14 protein-coding genes are annotated in these 21390 nt (G+C 40.4%); 12 read left to right on the forward strand and 2 right to left on the reverse strand.

All coding sequences use genetic code 11. The annotated features are described in order from the left end of the window. Positions 1–122: 122 nt before the first annotated feature. Positions 123–830 carry a hypothetical protein gene (locus tag MMP72_RS02835; protein WP_241314322.1) on the reverse strand — a complete coding sequence of 236 codons (708 nt, stop codon included), beginning with the start codon at positions 828–830 and terminating at the stop codon, positions 123–125. A 207-nt stretch (positions 831–1037) separates the two neighbouring features. On the opposite strand from MMP72_RS02835, the gene MMP72_RS02840 reads away from it, so the two are divergent. Further along, the gene (locus MMP72_RS02840) at positions 1038–2456 is read left to right on the forward strand and encodes a phosphate--AMP phosphotransferase (protein ID WP_241314324.1); all 1419 of its coding nucleotides are present in this window, start codon (positions 1038–1040) and stop codon (positions 2454–2456) included. Positions 2457–2556: 100 nt separating this feature from the next. Here MMP72_RS02840 and MMP72_RS02845 read toward each other — a convergent pair whose 3' ends face one another. Beyond that, complete coding sequence (locus tag MMP72_RS02845) at positions 2557–3063, reverse strand: hypothetical protein (protein ID WP_241314326.1); 507 nt, start codon at positions 3061–3063, stop codon at positions 2557–2559. 323 nt (positions 3064–3386) lie between these two features. Between MMP72_RS02845 and MMP72_RS02850 the strand changes: the two genes are divergently transcribed. From MMP72_RS02850 to MMP72_RS02900, 11 genes are all read left to right on the forward strand, one after another. Further along, positions 3387–7085, forward strand: coding sequence for an exodeoxyribonuclease V subunit gamma (locus MMP72_RS02850; protein ID WP_241314328.1), 3699 nt, complete (start codon positions 3387–3389; stop codon positions 7083–7085). A 3-nt stretch (positions 7086–7088) separates the two neighbouring features. Next, entirely contained in the window at positions 7089–10802 is a 3714-nt protein-coding gene (locus MMP72_RS02855) for a UvrD-helicase domain-containing protein (protein WP_241314330.1), read from the forward strand. Positions 10803–10949: 147 nt separating this feature from the next. Next, positions 10950–12653 carry an exodeoxyribonuclease V subunit alpha gene (gene recD, locus MMP72_RS02860; protein WP_241314571.1) on the forward strand — a complete coding sequence of 568 codons (1704 nt, stop codon included), beginning with the start codon at positions 10950–10952 and terminating at the stop codon, positions 12651–12653. Between the two features lie 763 nt (positions 12654–13416). Continuing rightward, a complete protein-coding gene (locus MMP72_RS02865; RefSeq protein WP_241314332.1) occupies positions 13417–16050 on the forward strand; it encodes a type VI secretion system Vgr family protein in 2634 nt (877 codons plus the stop codon). Further along, positions 16050–16949, forward strand: a complete 900-nt coding sequence (locus tag MMP72_RS02870; RefSeq protein WP_241314334.1) for a DUF4123 domain-containing protein — start codon at positions 16050–16052, stop codon at positions 16947–16949. The genes MMP72_RS02865 and MMP72_RS02870 overlap by 1 nt, the downstream gene beginning before the upstream one ends. Positions 16950–16960: 11 nt before the next feature. Continuing rightward, entirely contained in the window at positions 16961–17398 is a 438-nt protein-coding gene (locus MMP72_RS02875; protein ID WP_241314336.1) for a hypothetical protein, read from the forward strand. 117 nt (positions 17399–17515) lie between these two features. Beyond that, positions 17516–17956: a hypothetical protein gene (locus MMP72_RS02880; protein WP_241314338.1), complete on the forward strand. Its 441-nt coding sequence runs from the start codon at positions 17516–17518 to the stop codon at positions 17954–17956. A gap of 117 nt (positions 17957–18073) precedes the next feature. Continuing rightward, on the forward strand, positions 18074–18502 hold the full coding sequence (locus MMP72_RS02885; protein ID WP_241314340.1) for a hypothetical protein: 429 nt from the start codon (positions 18074–18076) through the stop codon (positions 18500–18502). 110 nt (positions 18503–18612) lie between these two features. Further along, positions 18613–19071: a hypothetical protein gene (locus MMP72_RS02890; protein WP_241314342.1), complete on the forward strand. Its 459-nt coding sequence runs from the start codon at positions 18613–18615 to the stop codon at positions 19069–19071. A 97-nt stretch (positions 19072–19168) separates the two neighbouring features. Beyond that, a complete protein-coding gene (locus tag MMP72_RS02895; protein WP_241314345.1) occupies positions 19169–19591 on the forward strand; it encodes a hypothetical protein in 423 nt (140 codons plus the stop codon). Positions 19592–19610: 19 nt separating this feature from the next. Further along, the gene (locus MMP72_RS02900) at positions 19611–21365 is read left to right on the forward strand and encodes a DUF2235 domain-containing protein (RefSeq protein ID WP_241314347.1); all 1755 of its coding nucleotides are present in this window, start codon (positions 19611–19613) and stop codon (positions 21363–21365) included. Positions 21366–21390: the final 25 nt, after the last annotated feature.

Below are 21390 nucleotides of genomic sequence, written 5' to 3' on the forward strand. Positions count from 1 at the left end.
ACAGGCTTTGACATGTAATTGTTATGAATAATATACAGAAACTCATTTTCTCAAAAGGGTTTTTATTTTGAATGATGCTGAGGCAAATCTCCCTCTTATCCAAGAGGGAGAGCGTATATTATCTATACTTGAAATGGGGTAGGATCGCCAGCATGAACTTTGTCAATAATTTCACGCTCTTTCTCAGTAAAGGTTTGAATAAAAACCGCAGCAGATTTCATCGGCTTCATTGCAGCAAAACCTTCTTGAATGAATTCGTACATACCTTCAAATTGATATTTTTTGGCAATCCCTTTGCACATCTTAAACGCGGCGTACATCATGGTAGAACGCATATATTTGTCTAAGGTTATACCCAGCTCATCGAGTAGCTGTAATTGTTGATAACGTGCTTCACCTTGATCAAGTTTGATCAAGGTCTGACGCATGATTTCATCCGTTACTGGCGTGTCTAATGGGTAATCTTGTAAGAGTTGGATTGCAACTTGCTCATCCAGTCGTGTCGCGAGTACCGCCAGACTAACGGATTTTGTGCCGGTTTTAATGGCATTTTCAGGAAGCAGACTCTCAGCTTTGTGGGCATATTTTAATAAGCGTTCGATTTGCTGTGCCATCGCATCAAAATCAGGTCCACCATATAAGCGATTTAAAAAGTATTGCGCCATCAGTTGATTTTCAGGCTGAGCAAAGAAATCCTGATGCGTTGCAGCAATGCGCGCTTTCATCCATGCTTGTGCATCATGGAGACGTTGTGCAATCGCTGGATTTTGGTGGTAATTTAAATTTTGATATTGTATTAGAAGATCATCAAATGCAGCGAGTTTTGACATATTCGAACTCAAAGAAAATAAAATCATGAAATCATAGGCTGCATGATACCCAAGAACCATGACAACATAAATGCTAAATATTTAACAATTGGTCAGTACCCATGTACATTCATTTTGTTCTACAGAAATTGTACATTTGTTTTTTTAAAGTCTATTTCAGTTATGGCTATACTCAACTTTAATAAATCATACACTTAGAGTAAAAAAATGAGTGAACAACAACCCGTATTTGAATTGCGTGATGAAGATGAACTCTCTTTAGATTTGATTGAGGCGCAATACGCATTAAAACAAAGCCGAGATCAAAAAAATGCAAAAAGTGTGTTGGTGCTGGTCAGTGGGATTGAGCTGGCAGGCAAAGGCGAAGCGGTTAAACAGTTAAGAGAGTGGGTTGACCCGCGTTATTTACGGGTTAAGGCTGATGCACCACAACGTTTGTCAAATAATCAAACATTTTGGCAATCTTATACGCGCTTTATTCCTGCTGAAGGTCAAATCGTGGTGATGTTTGGCAATTGGTATAGTGATTTACTTGCAACCGCGATGGATGATCCGAAAGCCTTAAATGACAAAGCATTTGATGCTTATGTGGAAAAAATGCGTGCTTTCGAGCATGACTTGCAGCAGAACCATGTGCATGTGATTAAAGTTTGGTTTGATTTATCGTGGAAAGCATTGCAAAAACGTTTAGACCAAGTTGATCCATCTGAACAACATTGGCATAAATTACATGGCTTAGATTGGCGTAATAAAAAGCAATACAATACGGTGCAAAGCTTCAGTCAACGCTTTACTGAGGACTGGTTTATCATTGATGGCGAAGATGAAAAACGTCGGGATCAATGTTTTGCGCAATATTTACTCCAGACCTTGCAAGAGTTGCCTGAACATCAAACCAAAGCGAATAAGAAATGGCAGCAAGCCGAGATACCTCAAGCATTATTAGCGCCTGCGCAAGTTAGTTTAGAAAAAAATGACTATAAAGATGAATTGAATGAGCTGACCAAAAAAGTTGCTGAAGCATTACGTTGCGATGAGCGTAAAGTGATTATTGCTTTTGAGGGAATTGATGCGGCAGGTAAAGGTGGTGCCATTAAGAGGATAGTAAAAAAGCTAGATCCGCGTGAATATGAAATTCATAGTATTGGTGCGCCTGAGCGCTATGAATTACGCCGTCCTTATTTATGGCGCTTTTGGAATCGACTCAATGAAAGCGGCAAAATCACGATTTTCGATCGGACATGGTATGGTCGTGTGTTGGTGGAGCGTATTGAAGGATTTGCATCAACGCTTGAATGGCAACGTGCTTATGATGAGATCAATCGTTTTGAGCAGAACTTGGCTGATAGTCAAACGGTCATTGTTAAGATTTGGCTGGCCATTAGTAAAGATGAACAAGCATTGCGCTTTAAAGAGCGAGAACAGACACCGCATAAACGGTTTAAAATTACAGAAGAAGACTGGCGTAATCGTGAAAAATGGGACGATTATTTACATGCTGCAGCCGATATGTTTGAGCGGACCAATACCAAGGAAGCGCCGTGGTATGTGATTGCAACGGATGATAAATATAGTGCACGTATTGGCGTATTGAAGGCGATATTAAAACAGATGAAAGCGGATTAAGCTTTCATCTGTGTATTTATCTGCTTTAGATTTTACCAGTATTCTGCGTTAAGGCGGTTTTTTTAGGGTTGATGGAGGTGCGATTAAAGGACGAAGTACATTAACTCACAATTGTGCTGCTACTCTTTTGTTGGATACGTTTTGCTAATTTATAGCAATCTTCGATATGCAGTTCTGTGATTTTACGCATCATAAAATAACCTAAACTTGCTGCAATAATTTGTCCGCCCAAAGGAATAAACTTGGTCACTTGTTTGGTGGCAATTTTGGCAAAGAAACCATTAAAGGATTTTTTCATGGCGGTGCGTGCGACCAGAAATCCTGAAAATTCAAAACCACGTTTGCGTAATTCGTTCCAATGGATTTTTTTGGTTTCAGGGTCGTAGACGCTGATGTGCTCAGGTGCTAGACCAAAGCGTGCATTAATGTCTGGAATGACTTGGGTCAACATACTCAAGTCCACCACAACATCAAAAAATGGAATGGGTATAATGGCCGCACCTGCTGAATAATAAGCAGTTTTTTTTGTGCGTTCTAAGCACTCCTTACGGATTTGTTCCAAATTTAAACTTGGGTCAATAAAGTCAGGCGTTTTTTCAATTTTCATAAAGTGATACCTAAGTCTATCCTTTGAATATGAGATTTTTTGGGATGTATATGTAAAAGAGTCATCAATACTTTATTCAACCTTATTCAATGACAGTTTTCAAAACAATTTTTATATTTCCTTGTTTGATTAACGTGACATAGTTCTACAAGCTTGTATAGTAGGGTTTGTTGGCATTTCAGCCATGCCTTGTATCGTCTAAAAATCTTGCGCCAAAAAATGGCTCATGTCGCAAGCATCTGTGAAATGTCAACAGACCCTAGTGATGATGTACGGTTTTGTGCATGTGAAATGGTGCTTTTTTGATGAGGTTGTATTAACGCATGGCGATTCATGTTATTCAAAGTCAACGCCTTGAAGTGTTATTGCAAGGCGTGATGGCCTCGATCACTCAACCAAGTACCACCCCATTTCAAGTGTTTAAAACCCAGCACTTTATTGTGCCAAGTCCTGCTCAGGAACAATGGTTGACGCAGAAAGTTGCTGAGCAACAAGGCATGACTGCGAATTATCAATTCCATCAAAGAATTCGTGGTTTTCAATGGTATGCCTATCAACAAGTCCTCGATGATAAAGAGAAAGTACGTAAAGCCAATATTCCTCGCTTGATTTTAAAATGGCGGATACATCAAGCCTTGCAACCCTTTATTCAACCTGAGCAAATCAATCTTGCGGTAGAGCATCCTCTTTATTCAATCGTACAGCGTATTTATGATAGTGCTGATCAATTACAACAGGGCACAGAAAAACAGCTTAAAAAGCAAAGTATGTTGTATTGGGTGGCTGAACAAGTTTCACAGTTGTTTAATAACTACATGATTTATCGTGGTTATTGCCAGCGAGGTTGTCAGGCGGATTGCACTTGTCCAAGTAATTGGTTGTCTGCTTGGGGGCAAAACCAAGCACTCGATATTGAAAATTTGATTTCTCACACAGATCAGCAAACGTCCGCTTTTACGCTCAATCAAACCCAGCAACTAGAAGCATGGCAACGTTGGTTATGGCAAAACTATTTTCATGCTGACTTTCTGGAAATGCAAAGTATTGATGCTGATTTCTGGAAAATCTTGGACAATGATCAGACCCGATCACAGGCTTTGGCTAAACTACCCAATCAAGTGATTGTGTTTACCCTATTAGATTTACCACCAAGCCAGTTACAGTTTTTACGTCGCTTAGGGCAATATTTAGATGTGGTGATTTTGCACTATAACCCTTCGCAAGAATATTGGGCGGATAGTGTCGATCCATTGTGGAAGCAACGCTATGATTTGGGCGTGAAAGAACGTTTCATTGTGAAAAATCCGAAAGCGACGGATGTACAAATTGCAGCATTTTTTGAAAGCTTTAGCTTAGGGTTTAATGCCTTAAATCGTGAATCCCGCCATCCTTTATTGACCCGTTTTGGCAAACAGGCGCGCGATCATTTCTCTCTGTTATCGCAACTTGCGACAGGGGAGGAAGGTAATTGGGTGGATGCTTTTGAGGATTATTTTCCAGACAGCTTACTGGGTCAAGTGCAGTCGGATATTTTCTATCTGGCAGAACCCACGGCACAACAATATGAATTAGCCCCCCATGATGAGTCGATTCAATTTCATGTCTGTCACTCCAGTTTACGACAGCTTGAGGTATTAAAAGAACAATTGGTACATTGGTTATCTCAAGCGGATACAACGCCTCGTCGTCCCAATGATGTACTGATTCTGACCCCGAATTTAGCACAGCTAGAACCGCTGATTCGTAGTGTTTTTCCTGCTGTGCCCAATGAGCATGAGGTGTTTTTGCCTGTCAAAATAGCAGGGGTGGCACAGTTAGATGCCTTGAATGCATGGCGGGCGGTGTTAGGGCGTTTGCAATTGCCTCAAGGGCGTTTTACGCAGGATGAGTTTGCCGATTGGTTGAATTTATCTGCAACACAACAGCGTTATGGTCTGGATTATAGTCAAGGGCAACGGATGTTAGCCTTGTTAAATGATGCTGGTTTCAAACGTGGTTTGGATGAGGAACATTTAAAACAGAGCCTAAGCAACGCTGATCAAGACTATCGTTATAGTTTTAAATTTGCTTTAGACCGTTTGGCTTTAGGGATTGCCGTGCCTGCACATGTGCTGGTGCAACAGACCTTAAGTTATGCAGGGGTACAGCCGAGTGACTTTGAACTTATTGGGATTTTGATTCAGATTTATCAGGACTTCGCTGCTCGACGAGACTGGTTGACCGTACATCAGCAAGGTCAGCGCTTGCCTGTAGAAACATGGCTCACACGGATCAAAGATGATGTTCAAGAGTTTGAACACGCCGATGTGATGGCCTTAAAAGCCGTCCGCGAAATCGTGCAAAAGCAAGAACGCATGTTGACCTTGGCCAGTTATTATGATGATGCCGAAACCCAGTTACGGCAAATTTCATTGCCACTGCCTTATATTCTCGAAGAAATTCAACGTACTTTAGAAAGCCAGTCTGCACAAGTTGAGCCGACAGGGCAGATTACCTTCAGCCAGATCGGACAGATTCGCCCCATCCCATATCGTTTAATCGTGCTGCTGAATTTAGATACAGGAAAATTTCCAAATCGAGACAGCCATATTCCGTTTGATTTGATGGATGCCCTGCGTCAACAATTGGGGGATCGTTCTCGCTTGGAAGATGATCAAGGTGCTTTTTTAGATGCGGTACTGTTGGCTCAAGAGCAATTATGGCTGTTCTATAATGGCTTTGATGTCAATGATGGTGAAGTTCGAGAGCCGTCGAGTGTGTTGCTGGGTTTTAGAGACCATTTGGCATTGATTGTGAAAACACCAGAACAGGTGTTGATGGCTGATGAAAGTAGTGCTGTAGAGCGAGTCTCGTTGCCTAAATCTGATGTTATAGAAAGAGCCGATCAAGCTGAGTTAGATGCCTTACAAATCCCACCACAACTGTATCCACTTTATCATCTGCATCGCTTACAGCCTTTTGATCCACTCGGTTTTATCGCGGAGCGTCCTATTCGTTACCAAGATCAGTGGTTTAAAGTTGCTGCTCAAATTCAGCAAGCAATAGGTGAGCGACAGGCGTGGATCAATACCCCTTATCCAATTGAAAACAATGAAATGACGATTCTCGATAGTCGTCAATGGATTCAGGATGTGACCTTTCCTGCTCGACTGTATTTGAAAACTTTAGGTGTGGAAAATCTCAGCGCAACAGAATTAGCCGATCAAACAGAGCCTTTACTGTTAGATGGTTTGGGTAAATATGCCATTCGGCATTTTCTACAGCAACAGGAGTGGCAACAGAGCAATCAAGCGGTGTCACCGATGATTTTACAAGATCAACTTCCTGTTGGAAAAGTACAGCAAAGTGCATGGCAACAAAGTTGTTTAGAGCAACAACGATTGCTTGAGCGGTTGCAGCAATATGCCCCAGCACCTACAGAAACCACGCAACGCGTGTGGCGAGTTTCCAAACAATTACAAATGAGGTGTATAACACCAAAATCAGCCACACAGGATTGGGTCAGCTTAGATGCATCCAGTGCGCGTGCGAAACGTCTTGCCAAAGTTTGGCTTGAGTATCTGTTATGGCTAACGGTATTGGAGAGCAATGCTGCAACGGATAAACGCCGTATTGTGGTGTTTAGTGATTACACCGTGATTTGTGAAGGCTTGAGCACTGAGCAAGCACGAGCGTATTTACAAGCTTGGTTACAGCTTTGGCAAGATGCACAACAGCAACCAGTGGTGTTACCTGCGGCATTGTTATTAAAACCTTTGGAGAAAGGTAAACACTATGACTGGATTGAACAGCATGCACAGCATATCTTCGTTGAAGAGAGTCAAAAGCAAGTCTTGAAGGACTGGAATGATACGGGTGACTTTTCTGGTTTTGATATGACACAAAACGAAGCCTGTAAATTACATCGAGACTGGCAATTTATTTTGCAGGAGCAGGATGCGGCTGCATTATTAAAATATGCCTGTGATCATTATTCTTATGCTTTGTATCAGCCTATTTTTGAATTTTTACGGGTGGAGTAAGACATGAGCTCACAATATCCAGTGTCTTATCATCCGATTGCTGATATTCAATTTGAAGGTTTGCATCTGATTGAGGCCTCGGCGGGAACAGGCAAAACCTATACCTTGTCTAGTTTGATGGTGCGGATTTTTTTAGAAAAGTATCTACCTAATCAGGTGATTGCCACCACTTTTACCCGTGCTGCTGCCGCAGAGTTAAAAAGCCGTATTCGTTTACGCTTGGTCGAGATTCAAGCGTATTTAGAGCCTTTACGGAATGTACTTGAACGCGACATTCTGACCCAAGCAATACAAGAGACAGACCCACTTAAACAACATTTACTCAATAGCTTTGCACCACGTATTGCTTATGCATGTGAACGGTTGAAATTGGTGATTGATCAGTTAGATCAACTGTTTGTTGGCACGCTGGATAGTTTTAGCCAAAAATTGTTAAGAGAGTTTGCCTTTGAAAGTGGCAAGATTGAACGTGCACAGATTACTGAAGATGCAAAAAGTTATACTCGCCAATTGATTCATGATGTGTTACGAGAATGGATTCAATCACAACCGCAACAGGTGATTGATGCACTTTATACTGTGGGTGGACTCAAGAGTGTTGATCATTTTGTCGGGATGGTCGAAAGCTCACTGAATTTCAGTTCAGCCCAATTTAAATTGCCTGACATGCCAGAAATTGAACTCGCTCAACTGCAACAGTGGCAACAACAAGCGCAGCAGATTGAACTCAGTCATTTGGCTGAATATTTTAATTTAGACGGTGCTTATTATTCACATATTAATGGTACTTCTTTTCGTAACAATGCCTTTAATAAGCTATTCTACGACGTGTTACCCCAGTTATTAAAAGCTTTGGCAGACTCCGAGAATGTGCAGGTTTTTGATACGTATTTTGCAGATGCACGTGACATTGTCTTTAAATTTTTGGATAAGTTAGAACAACAAAAGATTTTTAAAAAATGCCCTGCGGAAATTGCAGATGGTTTTTATCAGCATCCAACGGTAGTGCAACTTCAATCTCTATTTCAGTCGGTACAGCAAACGCAGCAGCAGTTCGAACAGTTACAAGTCTATTTAAAAGCCTATTTATGTATAGAAGTCAAAAAAAGACTGCCACAAATCTTACAACAAAAAGGCGAAACTACTTTTGCACAGCAAATCAAAACCTTGTCTGAAGCTTTAAAGGGTGAACAAGGGCAACGCTTTGCGGTATTTGTACAGGCACGTTATCCGCTTATTCTCGTGGATGAGTTTCAAGACACCAACCAAGATCAGGACGATATGTTGGCCAGTATTTGGCGACATCCACAGCGTTACCAAAAGGGTTGCATGATTATGGTTGGAGACCGTAAGCAGGCCATTTATGGTTTCCGTGGTGGAGATATGCTGACTTTCCTGAATGCTTATCAAGACATTATGGCAAAGCAGGGTCGTGAGTATAAGTTGATTCATAACCATCGCTCGGTCAAAGAGTTGGTCGAGGTCGTAGATGTACTGTTTCAACGACAAATGGATTTTGGCGAACAGGTTTTTTATGATCCGATTCAGGCAGGTTCACGACCGCATCCCGCTTTAATTGAACACGAACAGGTCAATCCTGCGCCCTTACGATGGCTACAATTACAAGATGGCAATGAGCAAGCGACACAAGTTGCTTGGAAAATCCAGAGCTTACTCAACCAAGCCCATTTGCAGCAGTTGTATTTAGAGGGGGATGGTCGCAAAGCCATTTGCGAAGATGATATTGCCGTGCTTTCTCGTAGCCATCGGCAACTCGATGACGTGCAATATGTGTTACAGCGCTTGGGTATTCGGGTCAATCGACCATCAAAACGTAGTGTCTTTGATTCAGCGATTGCTCAGGATGTGGGAGCGTTGTTAACCGCTTTGCTTCATCCTTATGATGAGGCCAAATTGAAACGTGCCTTACTCAGCCGCTTATTCGGTTTTGATTTAACCCGACTTTTAGCACTAGAACACAGTGCTGAAGGATTGAGCCACTATATTCAACAATTCGATGACATTCGTGAAATGTGGTTGAATCAAGGCTTCTTATCGGCTTGGCAGCGTTGTTTAAATCAGTTTGGTATTTGGCAGCAATTGGTCGCCACGCAAAGCAAAGAAAATGAACGAGCTGTGGTGAACTTACGTCATCTTACCGATATTTTGAGTCAGCATAGCGAACGTGTGCAAGGCATACAAAACCTGTATCACTGGTATTTAAAGCAGTTGCATTCTCCAAGTGATCGGGACTGGGAGTTGGAACATAAACTGTCCAGTGAGGCAGGTGTACAGTTAATGACGATTCATCAATCCAAAGGGTTGGAATTTAAAATCGTATTTTTACTGGGTGCAAACAAGCCATTTTCCGAACAACAGAAAACGCTAAATTTCTCTACCACGGAAATTCAACTGGCAGATACTGGGCAAACGCGAACACAGCGTGTGGTAGCGATCGCAGATAAAAAATTCCTCCAACAAACGGAACTGGATCAGCATCAACAACGTGCACAAGCTGAGCAAAATCGGTTGTGGTATGTGGCACTTACGCGTGCCAGTCATCGCGTTTATGCGGTTTTTGAACCAGCAAAAGGTGATAAAAATATAGGTTCAGGTTTGGCGTTTTGGAAGAGTCAAGGTGCTGATTTTCAGCATGTGTGGAGTGGTGATGAAGCTTTAGTTTTGGAGCGACCACACGCAGCGCATACTCAACAAACCCAACAAAAGTTAATACTCGCTGCACAGCCTTTACCAGAGCAGCGTTTTTATGCACGGGGTAAAACCAGCTTTAGTTATTTGGCGCAACATTTAAAACACAAAGCCAATCGGGTCGATCGTTTGGCCAATATGAATCAGGAGTTTGAGCAAGCTGAAGATGAATTAGATCTCCAACTTACGGAAAGTGCAGCAAGCTCTGAGCCAATCGCCTGGATTAAACAATATTTTCCTAAAGGCACATTGGCAGGGAATTTCCTGCATGAGATTTTTGAACAGATTGATTTTCAACATCCTGAAACATGGATCGAAGAAATTCGTCGTCGCTTTAAAAATACCTATCAAACGTTGTGGTTGGATTTACTGAATCAATATCAACAGCATTTTTCAGAGCAAGAACATGCCGAACCACAGCTATATCAGTGGATGGCGGCATGGCTACGTGAAGTATTGGCGACACCATTGAATGAAGGCTTTCAATTACAACAATTGACGACAGGGCAATATCTTTCGGAATGCCCATTCTACTTGGCTTTGTCTGATCGTGTCCTCGCCATGCAACGTGTCCAACAACTGTTTGCAGAATATGATATCAAAATGCCTGAGTTGTTAGAGGCTAAATCTGCGCGCTATTTGAATGGTTCGATTGACTTGGTGTATTTCGATGGGCAGCGTTACCATATTGCCGATTATAAAAGTAATTATTTAGGCAGTGATCAGGCTGATTATCAAACGCCCCAGATTGCTGAAAGTATGTCGTTATCGAGTTATTGGTTACAAGCCGCTTTATATTTGGTGGCATTACATCGTTATTTGAAGGTGAAATTGCAGAACTACAATATGCAGCAGCATTTAGGCGGTGCATCGTATCTGTATTTACGCGGTATGAATGGACAAGCGCAGCAAGGCTGTTTGTACTGGAAACCAGATGACGAATTTATCTTGCGTTTAGATGCAATTCTTGGGTATTTCTCTGAAGATAAAGCTGGAAAAATGCTGTAGATAAAGTGAATGATTTTAAATTAAACAAAAACTTATTTTGTGGATAAGTCTGTTCATAAACTTGTGGACAAGCGTGTGGGTAAGTTTGAGGATAACTCTGTGGACAAACAAATCAGTAATCAGTCGGGAGCACCGACTTGGCTAAATATGTGGAGTAACTACCTTACACACACACCATTTTCTCAATCTGCTCAAGCAGTTAGCGCATCGCATATTTTACAACAACTGATTGAAGCCAGTTTGCAAGGCGACAGTTGTATTGCAACAGATTCAACACAGCTTGAAGCACTGGGTGATTTGGCTGTTTCCAGCGAAATTGCAATGACTCAGGTTGCCCCATGTGTCTATGATCAGCAGGGCTTGGCATTATACCGATATTGGCACTTAGAACAACGTCTCGCTGATCAGATTTGTCGATTAAAGCGACAAACGACTCAGCTTATCGATATTTCAAGCTATCAAGCTTTACTGAATGATCCACATCAGCAAGCAGCTTTGAAAATGGTGATGCAACAATGGCTCAGTATTATTACAGGTGGGCCAGGCACAGGTAAGACCTATACCTTGGCCAGAATTATTGCAGCGCTGAATCAGCTCATTCCTGATATCCGTATTGCCATGGCTGCACCAACAGGTAAAGCAGCACAACGTATGCAAGAGGCATTGCAAAATTCATTTAATGACCCGAAATTGCTTGAATCTGGTTTAGTTACTGATGAATTACGCCATCAGAGCACGCAAACGCTGCATCGTTTATTAGGAATGGGGCATCAGCAAATCCCTCGCTTTCACGCAAAACGGCCCTTGCCATATGATGTGATTGTGGTCGATGAAGCATCAATGCTGGATCTCAATCTCGCTACTTTATTGTTTGAAGCCGTGCCTGATGCGTGTCGTATTATTTTATTGGGCGATGCCAATCAATTGGCTTCAGTGGATGTCGGTTCAGTTCTCGCAGATCTACAACAAGTTAAAGCTCTGACTGACAATCGAGTGCAACTTAAAAATAGTCGTCGTTTTTCTGATAAAGCAAAAATTGGACAGTTGGCACGATTTATTCAAGCGCAGCAAGATCAAAATGACCAGAATCAAGTTTTGAGTAAGCTGGAGTTGGAAATTGTAAAGCCATCAACTCTGCAAGCCATTGCTTTATCAGACGATATGCCAGACTTGATTCAACTGGAGTATTTACCGCAACAGCATGATTTTGAGGTTGAACCTTATCAACAAAAATTGATGTATGGTTTTCAGGGTTATGTGGAGACGTTAAAAGGTTATCTACAATCGATTGAACCTGAACGTGAAATAGAGCGAGTCATTCAGTCTTTTGATGATTATCGAATTTTAGCCGCGGTACGACATGGTGCTTTGGGTATCGAACAACTGAACCGTTATGCAGAACATTGGTTGAATCAGCAACTCAAACAAATTGCGATCGGGGATTGGTACGTGGGACGTCCTGTGATGATGACGTATAACGACTACCAACTTGGCATTTCCAATGGTGATATTGGGATTTGCTTTAAGCATCGTAGTCAATCGCAGCAATTTGAAGTATTTTTTCCGAGTTTAAATAAATGGATCGCTGCACATCGTTTGCCTCGAAATATGCAAACCGCTTTCGCTTTGACCATTCATAAATCACAAGGTTCTGAGTTTAGACACACAGCGGTAGTATTTGATCAAGCAGCGGAAAAACTGCTTAGCCAAGAGTTGATTTATACGGCGATTACCCGTGCTAAAAAAGTAGTGACACTTTTGGCTGATCCAAATGCGTTATTACAAGCACTTACAATTCGAACAGTGCGTCGTAGTGGTTTAGTACAAAAGATCAATTTGGATAGATTGTGAACTTATACTTCAAAGTTCACTGTTTTGTAAGAAAATGCTTACAAGGATTCAAGAGATTGTCGCTAGAGCAATCCATGTGTTTTTGAGATTATGGACACACAAAGAGCCTAGTAGGGAAAACTAGGTAAATCGCAAAAATATAATAATAATGTCGTGATGACAGCGAACTTACAGTGAAGTAAGTGATAAAAGAGGAAACTTACAGCCGCTAAGCCTTGTAGTTTTGGGAGAGACTACAGGGCTTTTTTATTTTTATAAATAAATTCCTGATAAAAGCCTAAAAATACCTATCTTCATAGATGTTGACGTCAACGTGTGAACTTTCATCTTTTGCTTCATTTTTATGTCTCACTGTAATGGAATTGACATTTTTGAGGCTTAAATGGGTCGCTTTGTGCGTTGTTTAATTGTTAGACAGTTTTTCTTCATTATTAAGTTAATTGTTATACAGAATCGTACGTTTTAGCTTACAAGGAGATAAGAGAAATGCTATTTTTCTCCACAATTGGTTGTGACAGAATAGTCAGTATAAAGAGAAGAAAATGCTTTTCAGTTATCTAAGAAAAATGATGTGTGAATTTCATTCAGAGGGTTGAATGTAGGTACATAAAAAAGATAAACAATAAAAATAAATTAAAATGAGAACAAGCAAAATTAAGCGCAAAGGCCCAAGCTAAAACTTGGGCTTTTTTGTTTGAAAAATAGACAGTACTGTCAGTTCTAGGTAGACTGTAATTGATTTTAACTTGACCAAATAACAACAATGCTCAATAGTATTTTTAAAGTGCTCGAAAGTTTAGGCTTAACTGCACAAAAACGTGCGATCCATATCCAATTTTCCAACCCTACCTTAAACACTGAAGTGTTCCTACAAAAAATACAAGGGCAGCATCAACTCAATCACGGTTTGATGGCAGAGCTGATCTGTCTATCAACAAATGCTCATATCCCATTAAAACAGTTTATCGGTTGTCAGGTCGCAGTTGATCAAGTCACCGATACGGGTAGATTGTTGAGAACGACAGGGATGATTACTGAGGCAGTTCAAGGGCAGTCTGATGGAAGTTTGACACTTTACAAGCTCAAACTCCAAGATGCCACTGCACTATGGCATAAACGCCGTAACAGTCGAGTTTTTATGAATAAAAATGTACTGGACGTGGTGCAGATTCTATTCAAAGAATGGCAACAACGCAGTCCCTTATTTGCATCTAGTCTCACGCTTGATTTAAGTGGTTTGACGCAAGATTACGATGTTCGTCCATTCTTTATGCAGTCATCTGAGACAGATTATGACTTTATCACCCGTTTGTTCAGAAGCGAAGGAATTAACTGGCTGATTGATGAAGCCCAACTCACAGTTCCAAATAGCAACAGTTCAATTCAAGCGCAGAAACTGCGTCTGATTGACGACAACAACCAATACCAAGCCCTAGATCGAAGAAATATTCGCTATCACCGAAGCAGTGCCACAGAGCAATATGACAGCATGACTAGCCTGATTGCTGAGCGTAGTCTACAACCGACAGCAGTCCATATTCAGCGTTGGCAAGCGGATGCCTTAGAACAAGATGATGGTGCTGGCAGCGTTCAAACTAACCATCAACATAGCCAACAGCATGATGTGGCTTCTCTTGGACTCGAAGATGCATGGCACTTTACTCCAGCTTGGATGCAAGACCTAAATGGAGAAGATGGTGCAACCGCCTCAGGCAACAAGCAAATTGAAGTCATCAATAAAAATATTCTGAATTACCATAACAGCCAAGCTAAACATTTTATTGCACATAGCACGGTACGAGATACTCAAGTTGGCTATTGGTTTAAATTGACTGAGCATCCTGAAATTGATCAACACAGCGGGATAGACCAAGAATTCCTCATTATAAGGAAAGATTGGTTTAATCAGAATAATTTACCTAAAGATTTAAACCAGCAAATCAGTCAATTACTTGAACAAAGTCACTGGCAAAATAACAGCATTCAAACGAATACAGTGGAACGCCAAGCCAACCAACTGACGCTACAACGACGCAATATTCAAACAGTACCCGAATACCATCCATTGCAACACCGTCCAGCAGCCCATCCACAACGTGCCAAAGTAGTAGGTCCCACAGGCGAAGAAATTCATGTCGATGAGTGGGGCAGAATTAAAGTTCGATTCCTCTTTACCAGAAATGATGACCACCAACATGATGGGGGTGCAGGCAGTAATGACAATGACACTGACTCAGCATGGGTGGATGTATTGACGCCTTGGGCAGGTGAAGGTTATGGTGCACGCTTTTTACCGCGCATTGGCGAAATCGTGGTGATTGACTTCTTTGACGGCAACATTGACCGCCCCTTTGTCACAGGACGACTGCATGAAGCGCAACGTAGTCCAACCAAATTTGATGTTAAAGGTAGACTTCCCGATACTAAAAAACTGAGTGGTATTCGATCTAAAGAAGTGGATGGAGAAGGTTTTAACCAACTACGCTTTGATGACACCACAGGACAGATCAGCGCACAACTACAAAGCAGTCATGCTGCCAGTCAACTCAATCTCGGCAAACTCAGTCACCCAAAAACAGAGGCAGAAAGCGAAGACCGTGGAGAGGGATTTGAACTTAGAACTGATTCCTCTGGCGCGATTCGCAGTAAGGGATTATACATTTCAACTTTCGTACAAAATCAGGCTGAACAAACTCAGCTAGAAGTCAAAGAGGCACTCGACCAGTTTTCAGAAAGTTTTGAAGGTATGAAAGCCTTATCTGAATATGCCGCCAAACAGCAGGCAGAAGCAGCGGATATGTTGCAACATATTGATACTTATATTCAGAAAATAGAATCTCAGTGGGCAGACTTAAAAGCGACGAAAGAAGCATTGATACTGATGGCATCACCTGAAAGTATTGCAACGGTTTCAGGAAAAGATATTCACCTGCATGCGAAAGACAGTATCACGGTTGCTGGTGGGCAATCGGTGAATGTGAGTACTGACGAAAATCTAATTTTAAATGCTAAGAAAAAGGTCAGTGTATTTGCTGGGCAGGAAGATTTTAAAATCTATGCAGCAAAAGGAAAACTTGATGTACAAGTACAAGATAATGCATTAGAAGCTGCTGCACGATTTGATATAAAGATTACCTCTTCAGAAGGACGAGTGGAAATACAAAGTCCAACGGAGATTGTTTTAAAAGCAAAAGAAAGTGCACTAAAAATAAATGCTGATGGGGTAACTATTATTACCCCTCGATATTTCAAAGCAAAAGCAGGGCAGCATGTTTTTACAACAGGTGCAGCCGAAACACCCCAATTACCAATTTTCCCAAATAATATTTGTTGGGAGTGTCTAGCAAGACGAGCAACGCAACGTGGTGCGTTTATCAATAAAGGTGAAGGTGTCTAATGCAAAATAAAATAGATGTTTTCTTTAATACCTTTAAAGACTATTCGCTAGATGAGCTTGATTTAAATGTATATGCACTTGCTGATGCCGCTCAGGATCAACGCTTTTTAAAGGTGTTGGAACATTTACGCCAACGTTGTTTATTAAAAGAAGCAAGTGGTGAAAAAGCCAGAGCAGTTTCACCGCATCTGTTACAGCTTCCTAAAGATTTTTCCTCAAAAGAATGGGCGTGGATGACGCGTCGTGTTGCAGGCACAACGCAGATGACCGTGATCGTGAGTCCATTATCTTTCGACTTGCTTTTTGAGCATTTACGGCAGTTTCTTGAGGTTCAGTTTGAGGGTGGGCTAGAAATGATCTTGGCTTTTTGGGACCCAATGATTCTTGCAACGCTTGTTGGGCATCAAGAGGACGAAACGCTTTATGTTAAAGAGCCTGTATTGAACCCTCAACAAATTGAAAAATTATTACAGCCGATTCAAAGTTGGTGGTATTGGGATCGTTTAACACAGATACAAGCGATATTTGGTTTAAATCAAAACATAGAAATATTACCTAAATCAACTAGTCCTTTGTACTTTACAGTTGAGCAAGAGGAAAAGATGGTGCAAGCAACTTTTCCTGATCATCTTATTTATTATCTAAAACTTAATCATGCTTTTCTTGTGGATAAAATGGATGACTATGATTTATATCAATTTGTTGTTCATTCTATTCCCTATGCAGAAGAATATCATTTGGCTGGGACACGAGATATTTTGAATTTTATTTGTCTAAGGCTCATGTATGGAACGCAATTTGAGCTGGATCAGACCTTACAGCATTTATTGAGTGATTTGAAAGATAAGAAGCGAACTATGGATGAGCTGATGAATCACTTGGTGGCTAAAGTCGGATGATGGACAGTCTAATGAAGTTATATAAAGTATTTGCTTTTTTAGTAGTAATACCTATGAGCTTAGCTGGTTGCGTTGGACTAGGTTCAAACGCAACTTATTATATGGGTGCAACCTCCTTTCATTATGACGATTCATATCATGCGTATAAAATTGAGTTAAATGGACAGCGAATAGGGGGTGGGGACGGTAAATCTGTAATAACCTCTCCAATTAAAGTTGGATCACAGGAAGTGGTTTGGGGGGAATCGAATAGTTATAAAATGCATGAAGCGAAGAACCAGTTAATTATTGCTAAAGAAAAATTAAAAGGAAAAAAATATTTGGCTTTACATATCTATCCAGATGATACAGTTGACGTAACAACATCAAATGATTTACCTAACCCCACAGAAAAGGGATTAGCTTGGATGGAAAAACAACGTAGTCAAGGAGTAAAAAGAGGGAAATAATAACTAAACAGCTACAGTGAACGAATACTGCTAACGTAACCATTCATTATATTTAATCCATATAAATTCAAAGCGTTTATATCGCTTAAATATAAATATCAGAAAGAGGGTAAATAGATGAATTTTAAGAAACTTATAGCGTTATTGATTACAGTACCAGTGAGTTTGGCTGGTTGTGTTGGGATAGGACCTAATGCGACCTATTATATGGGAGCGACTTCCTTCCATTATGATCTTTCTTATAATGCTTATATGGTTGAATTAAATGGTAAGGAGATCGGTGGTGGTTTTGGAGGGGGGACAAATGTTGCACCAATTAAAGTTGGTCAACAAATTATAACTTGGAAAGATAGTCATACAGGAGAATTACATACTGCTAAAAATGTTGTAGTCATTACTAAAGGTCAGCTAAAAGGGAAAAAGTATCTTGCAGCGCATTTATACCCAGATGATTCGGTAGAAATTACAACATCAAATAATTTACCTGATCCCACAGAAAAAGGATTAGCTTGGATGGAAAAACAACGTAGTCAAGGAGTAAAAAGAGGAGGTAAATAATAAAGAAACAGAAAGATGAACGGATTACAGCTAAGGTAAACATTCATTATATTTAATCCATATAGATTCAAAGCGTTTATATCGCTTAAATATAAATATCAGAAAGAGGGGAAATAAATGAATTTTAAGAAGCTAGCAGTGTTGTTGATTGCAGTACCAGTGAGTTTGGCTGGTTGTGTTGGGATAGGATCTAATGCGACCTATTATATGGGCGCAACCTCATTTCATTATGATCCTACGTATAATAGTTATATGGTTGAATTAAATGATGCTGGAATTGGTGGTGGATTTGGAAATTCAACAACCGTCGCCCCAATTAAGGTGGGTTCACAAATTGTGACATGGAAAGATAGTAAGACAGGTAAGCTGCATACAGCAAAAAATCAACTTGTGATTCGTAAAGAGCAATTAAAAGGGAAGAAATATTTAGCTTTGCATATGTATCCAGATGATACGGTTGAAATTACTACATCTGATAATTTGCCAGACCCAACAGAAAAAGGGGTGAAGTGGCGAGAGCAATTAAGAAGAAATAATATTAATTGAACAGTTAAAGTGGAAAGATAATACTAAAATAACCATTCATTATATTTAATCCATATAAATCCAAAGTGTTTATATCGCTTAAATATAAAATTCAGAAAGAGGGTAAATAGATGAATTTTAAGAAGCTAGCAGTGTTATTAATTGCAGTACCAGTGAGTTTGGCTGGTTGTTTAGGAATAGGACCAAATGCAACTTATTATATGGGAACGACTTCCTTCCATTATCCGCTTTCATATAGTTCTTATATGGTAAAATTAAATGGTGCTGAAATTGGTGGGGGATTTGGTAAATCTACAAATGTTGCACCTATTAAAGTAGGTGTTCAAGCCGTGACATGGAAAGATACTAACACTGGCGAATTACATACCGCGAAAAATCAATTGGTAATTAATAAAGAACAATTAAAAGGGAAAAAGTATTTAGCTTTGCATATGTACCCAGATGATACGGTTGAAGTCACCACTTCTGACGATTTACCTGACCCAACAGAAAAAGGATTAGTTTGGCTGGAAAAGCAACGTAGTCAGGAAGTAAAAGAGGGGAAAATAATAACTAAACAGCTACAGTGAACGAATACTGCTAAGGTAACCATTCATTATATTTAATCCATATAAATTCAATGCGTTTATATCGCTTAAATATAGATTTTAGAAAGAGGGTAAATAAATGAATTTTAAGAAACTAGCAGCCTTGTTGGTTGCAGTACCAGTTGGTTTAGCTGGTTGTGTTGGAGTTGGTCCAAATGCAACCTATTCTATGGGAACAACCTCTTTTAATTATGATCCAAGTTACAACCCATATATGATTGAGTTAAATGGATATACTATTGGGGGAGGGTTTGGAAAATCAACGATGGTTAGTCCAATTAAAGTCGGTTTACAAAAGGTAGTTTGGGGAGAATCGAATAGTTATAAAATGCATGAAGCCAAGAATCAATTGGTGATTAGCAAAGAACAGTTAAAAGGAAAAAAATATTTGGCTCTACATATTTATCCAGATGATACTGTTGAAGTTACAACATCTGATAGTTTACCCGATCCAACAGAAAAGGGAATGAAATGGAGAGAGCAATTAAGAAATAATAAGTAGTAATACGAGGTTAAATTAGATGTTGATTGAACAATTAAAACGTGTAGCTGTTGTAAATGGTGATGTTTCTAATGAAAAACCATCAGTTAAACAGGAATGTAGCGATGTGGTGAATATTTCCGTCTTTTTTGATGGTACAGGGAATAATAAAGAGGCAGATAAAAAAGATCAAAAATGGTCAAATCCTGCTCGACTTTGGCAAAATGCTGATCAGTATACTTTAGATCATGAAAGTGCTCCTGATCATGCCATTTATGTTTCAGGAGTTGGTACCAAGTTTAATGCAGAGTTAGGAATCTTTCAGAGAACCATTTCATGGATGCAAGATTCTCTGGGATTAGGTGCTGGTGCAGGTCTTGGCGGTGCAAGACGTCTAGACTACGGCGAAGAACAATTTAATGATCATCTAAAAAAAGCATTGGAACGCAAATTTCAGCAAGTGGAACAAGATTTAGCCAAATATGCTGCGGCAGGAAAGTCTGAGAGTGTGGCTGAATTACAACAATGCTTAGCAGAACATCGCCTGATTAAAAAAATCAATATCTCCGTATTTGGTTTCTCACGTGGTGCAGCTTTAGCACGTGCCTTTACCAATCACATGATTTGGAACTGTAAGTCGACTTGTGATGGGCTGACTTATGGAGAAGCTCAGTCTCCAATAGAGTTTCAGTTCTTGGGGCTTTTTGATACGGTTGCCTCTTTTGGTTTACCTTCAACCAATTTACTCAATAACATGACCTTTAAAGGGCGTGATATGGTGGTGGATGAGCGAGTCAAAGTGTGTGTACACCATGTGGCGGGCAATGAACAGCGGTTTGCTTTTCCTGTCGATCTCATCTGTAAAGAGGGCACACTGCCAAATCAAAACTGGAAAGAAGTGGTCTATCCAGGAATGCACTCGGATGTCGGTGGTGGTTATATGCCACTGGATGAGAAAACCCAAATTACGGACCATTTTGCTCGTGTTCCTTTACGCGATATGCTCAAAGAGGCGATACAAGCGGGCGTACGAATGTATAGTTATGAGCAGTTAAAGACGGAACATATTAAGGTATTTGAAGAGCAATTTGAGGTTCAACCTCAAGTCGAAACATTGTATCAATCTGTAGTCGCTGAAATGCAAGGTAAAGAAGCAGCGGCGATACAAGTGGTGCAGGCAAGAAATAATCGTCAGGACATGACCCATTTTGATCAGATTCGAGCCAAAATGATTGCTGCCATGAAAACCTATTATAGTGCTTATGGCACGATACATCGTAATCAAGAGCCTATTGCAGTTGAACAAGCACGTACAGGTTTGGGGCGGAAAGTCGTTGACTATAGTTTGACTGCGTTTGGACCTGCGAGCATGGCAGACGAAGTTAAACGATTACAAGCTACTCGGAATTTTACCGCGTCTCATCGAAATGGTCGGAGAAATATCTTTCGAGTTTTATCCCCTGTATCGAAATTTTATGAGTTCACGATCAGTATTGATGATTGGGAGTTGAACAGTTGGGAGCAAACAGCCAATGCCCCTGTGACCGACTTTTATCAACGATATGTCCATGATTCAAAATATGGTTTCCTATCAAATGCGGAACCTTTTAGTTATTTCTATCAAAGAACGATTTTTGAACCACGACGAAGCGGGCAAGGGCAGCAAATTGATTTGAAAGTTGCTGAAAATAATGCGCAATGTATGTTGAGTGCAGAGGAACAGCAAGAGCAATTATCCAACGCCTATCAACAAGCTAAATCAGAACAACAGCCAGTTTTGGATGTAGCAAGCTAAGTCAATTTTAATCAGTCAAAGCGGT

Source organism: Acinetobacter sp. NIPH 2699 (genome assembly GCF_022549355.1).
Taxonomy (GTDB): domain Bacteria; phylum Pseudomonadota; class Gammaproteobacteria; order Pseudomonadales; family Moraxellaceae; genus Acinetobacter.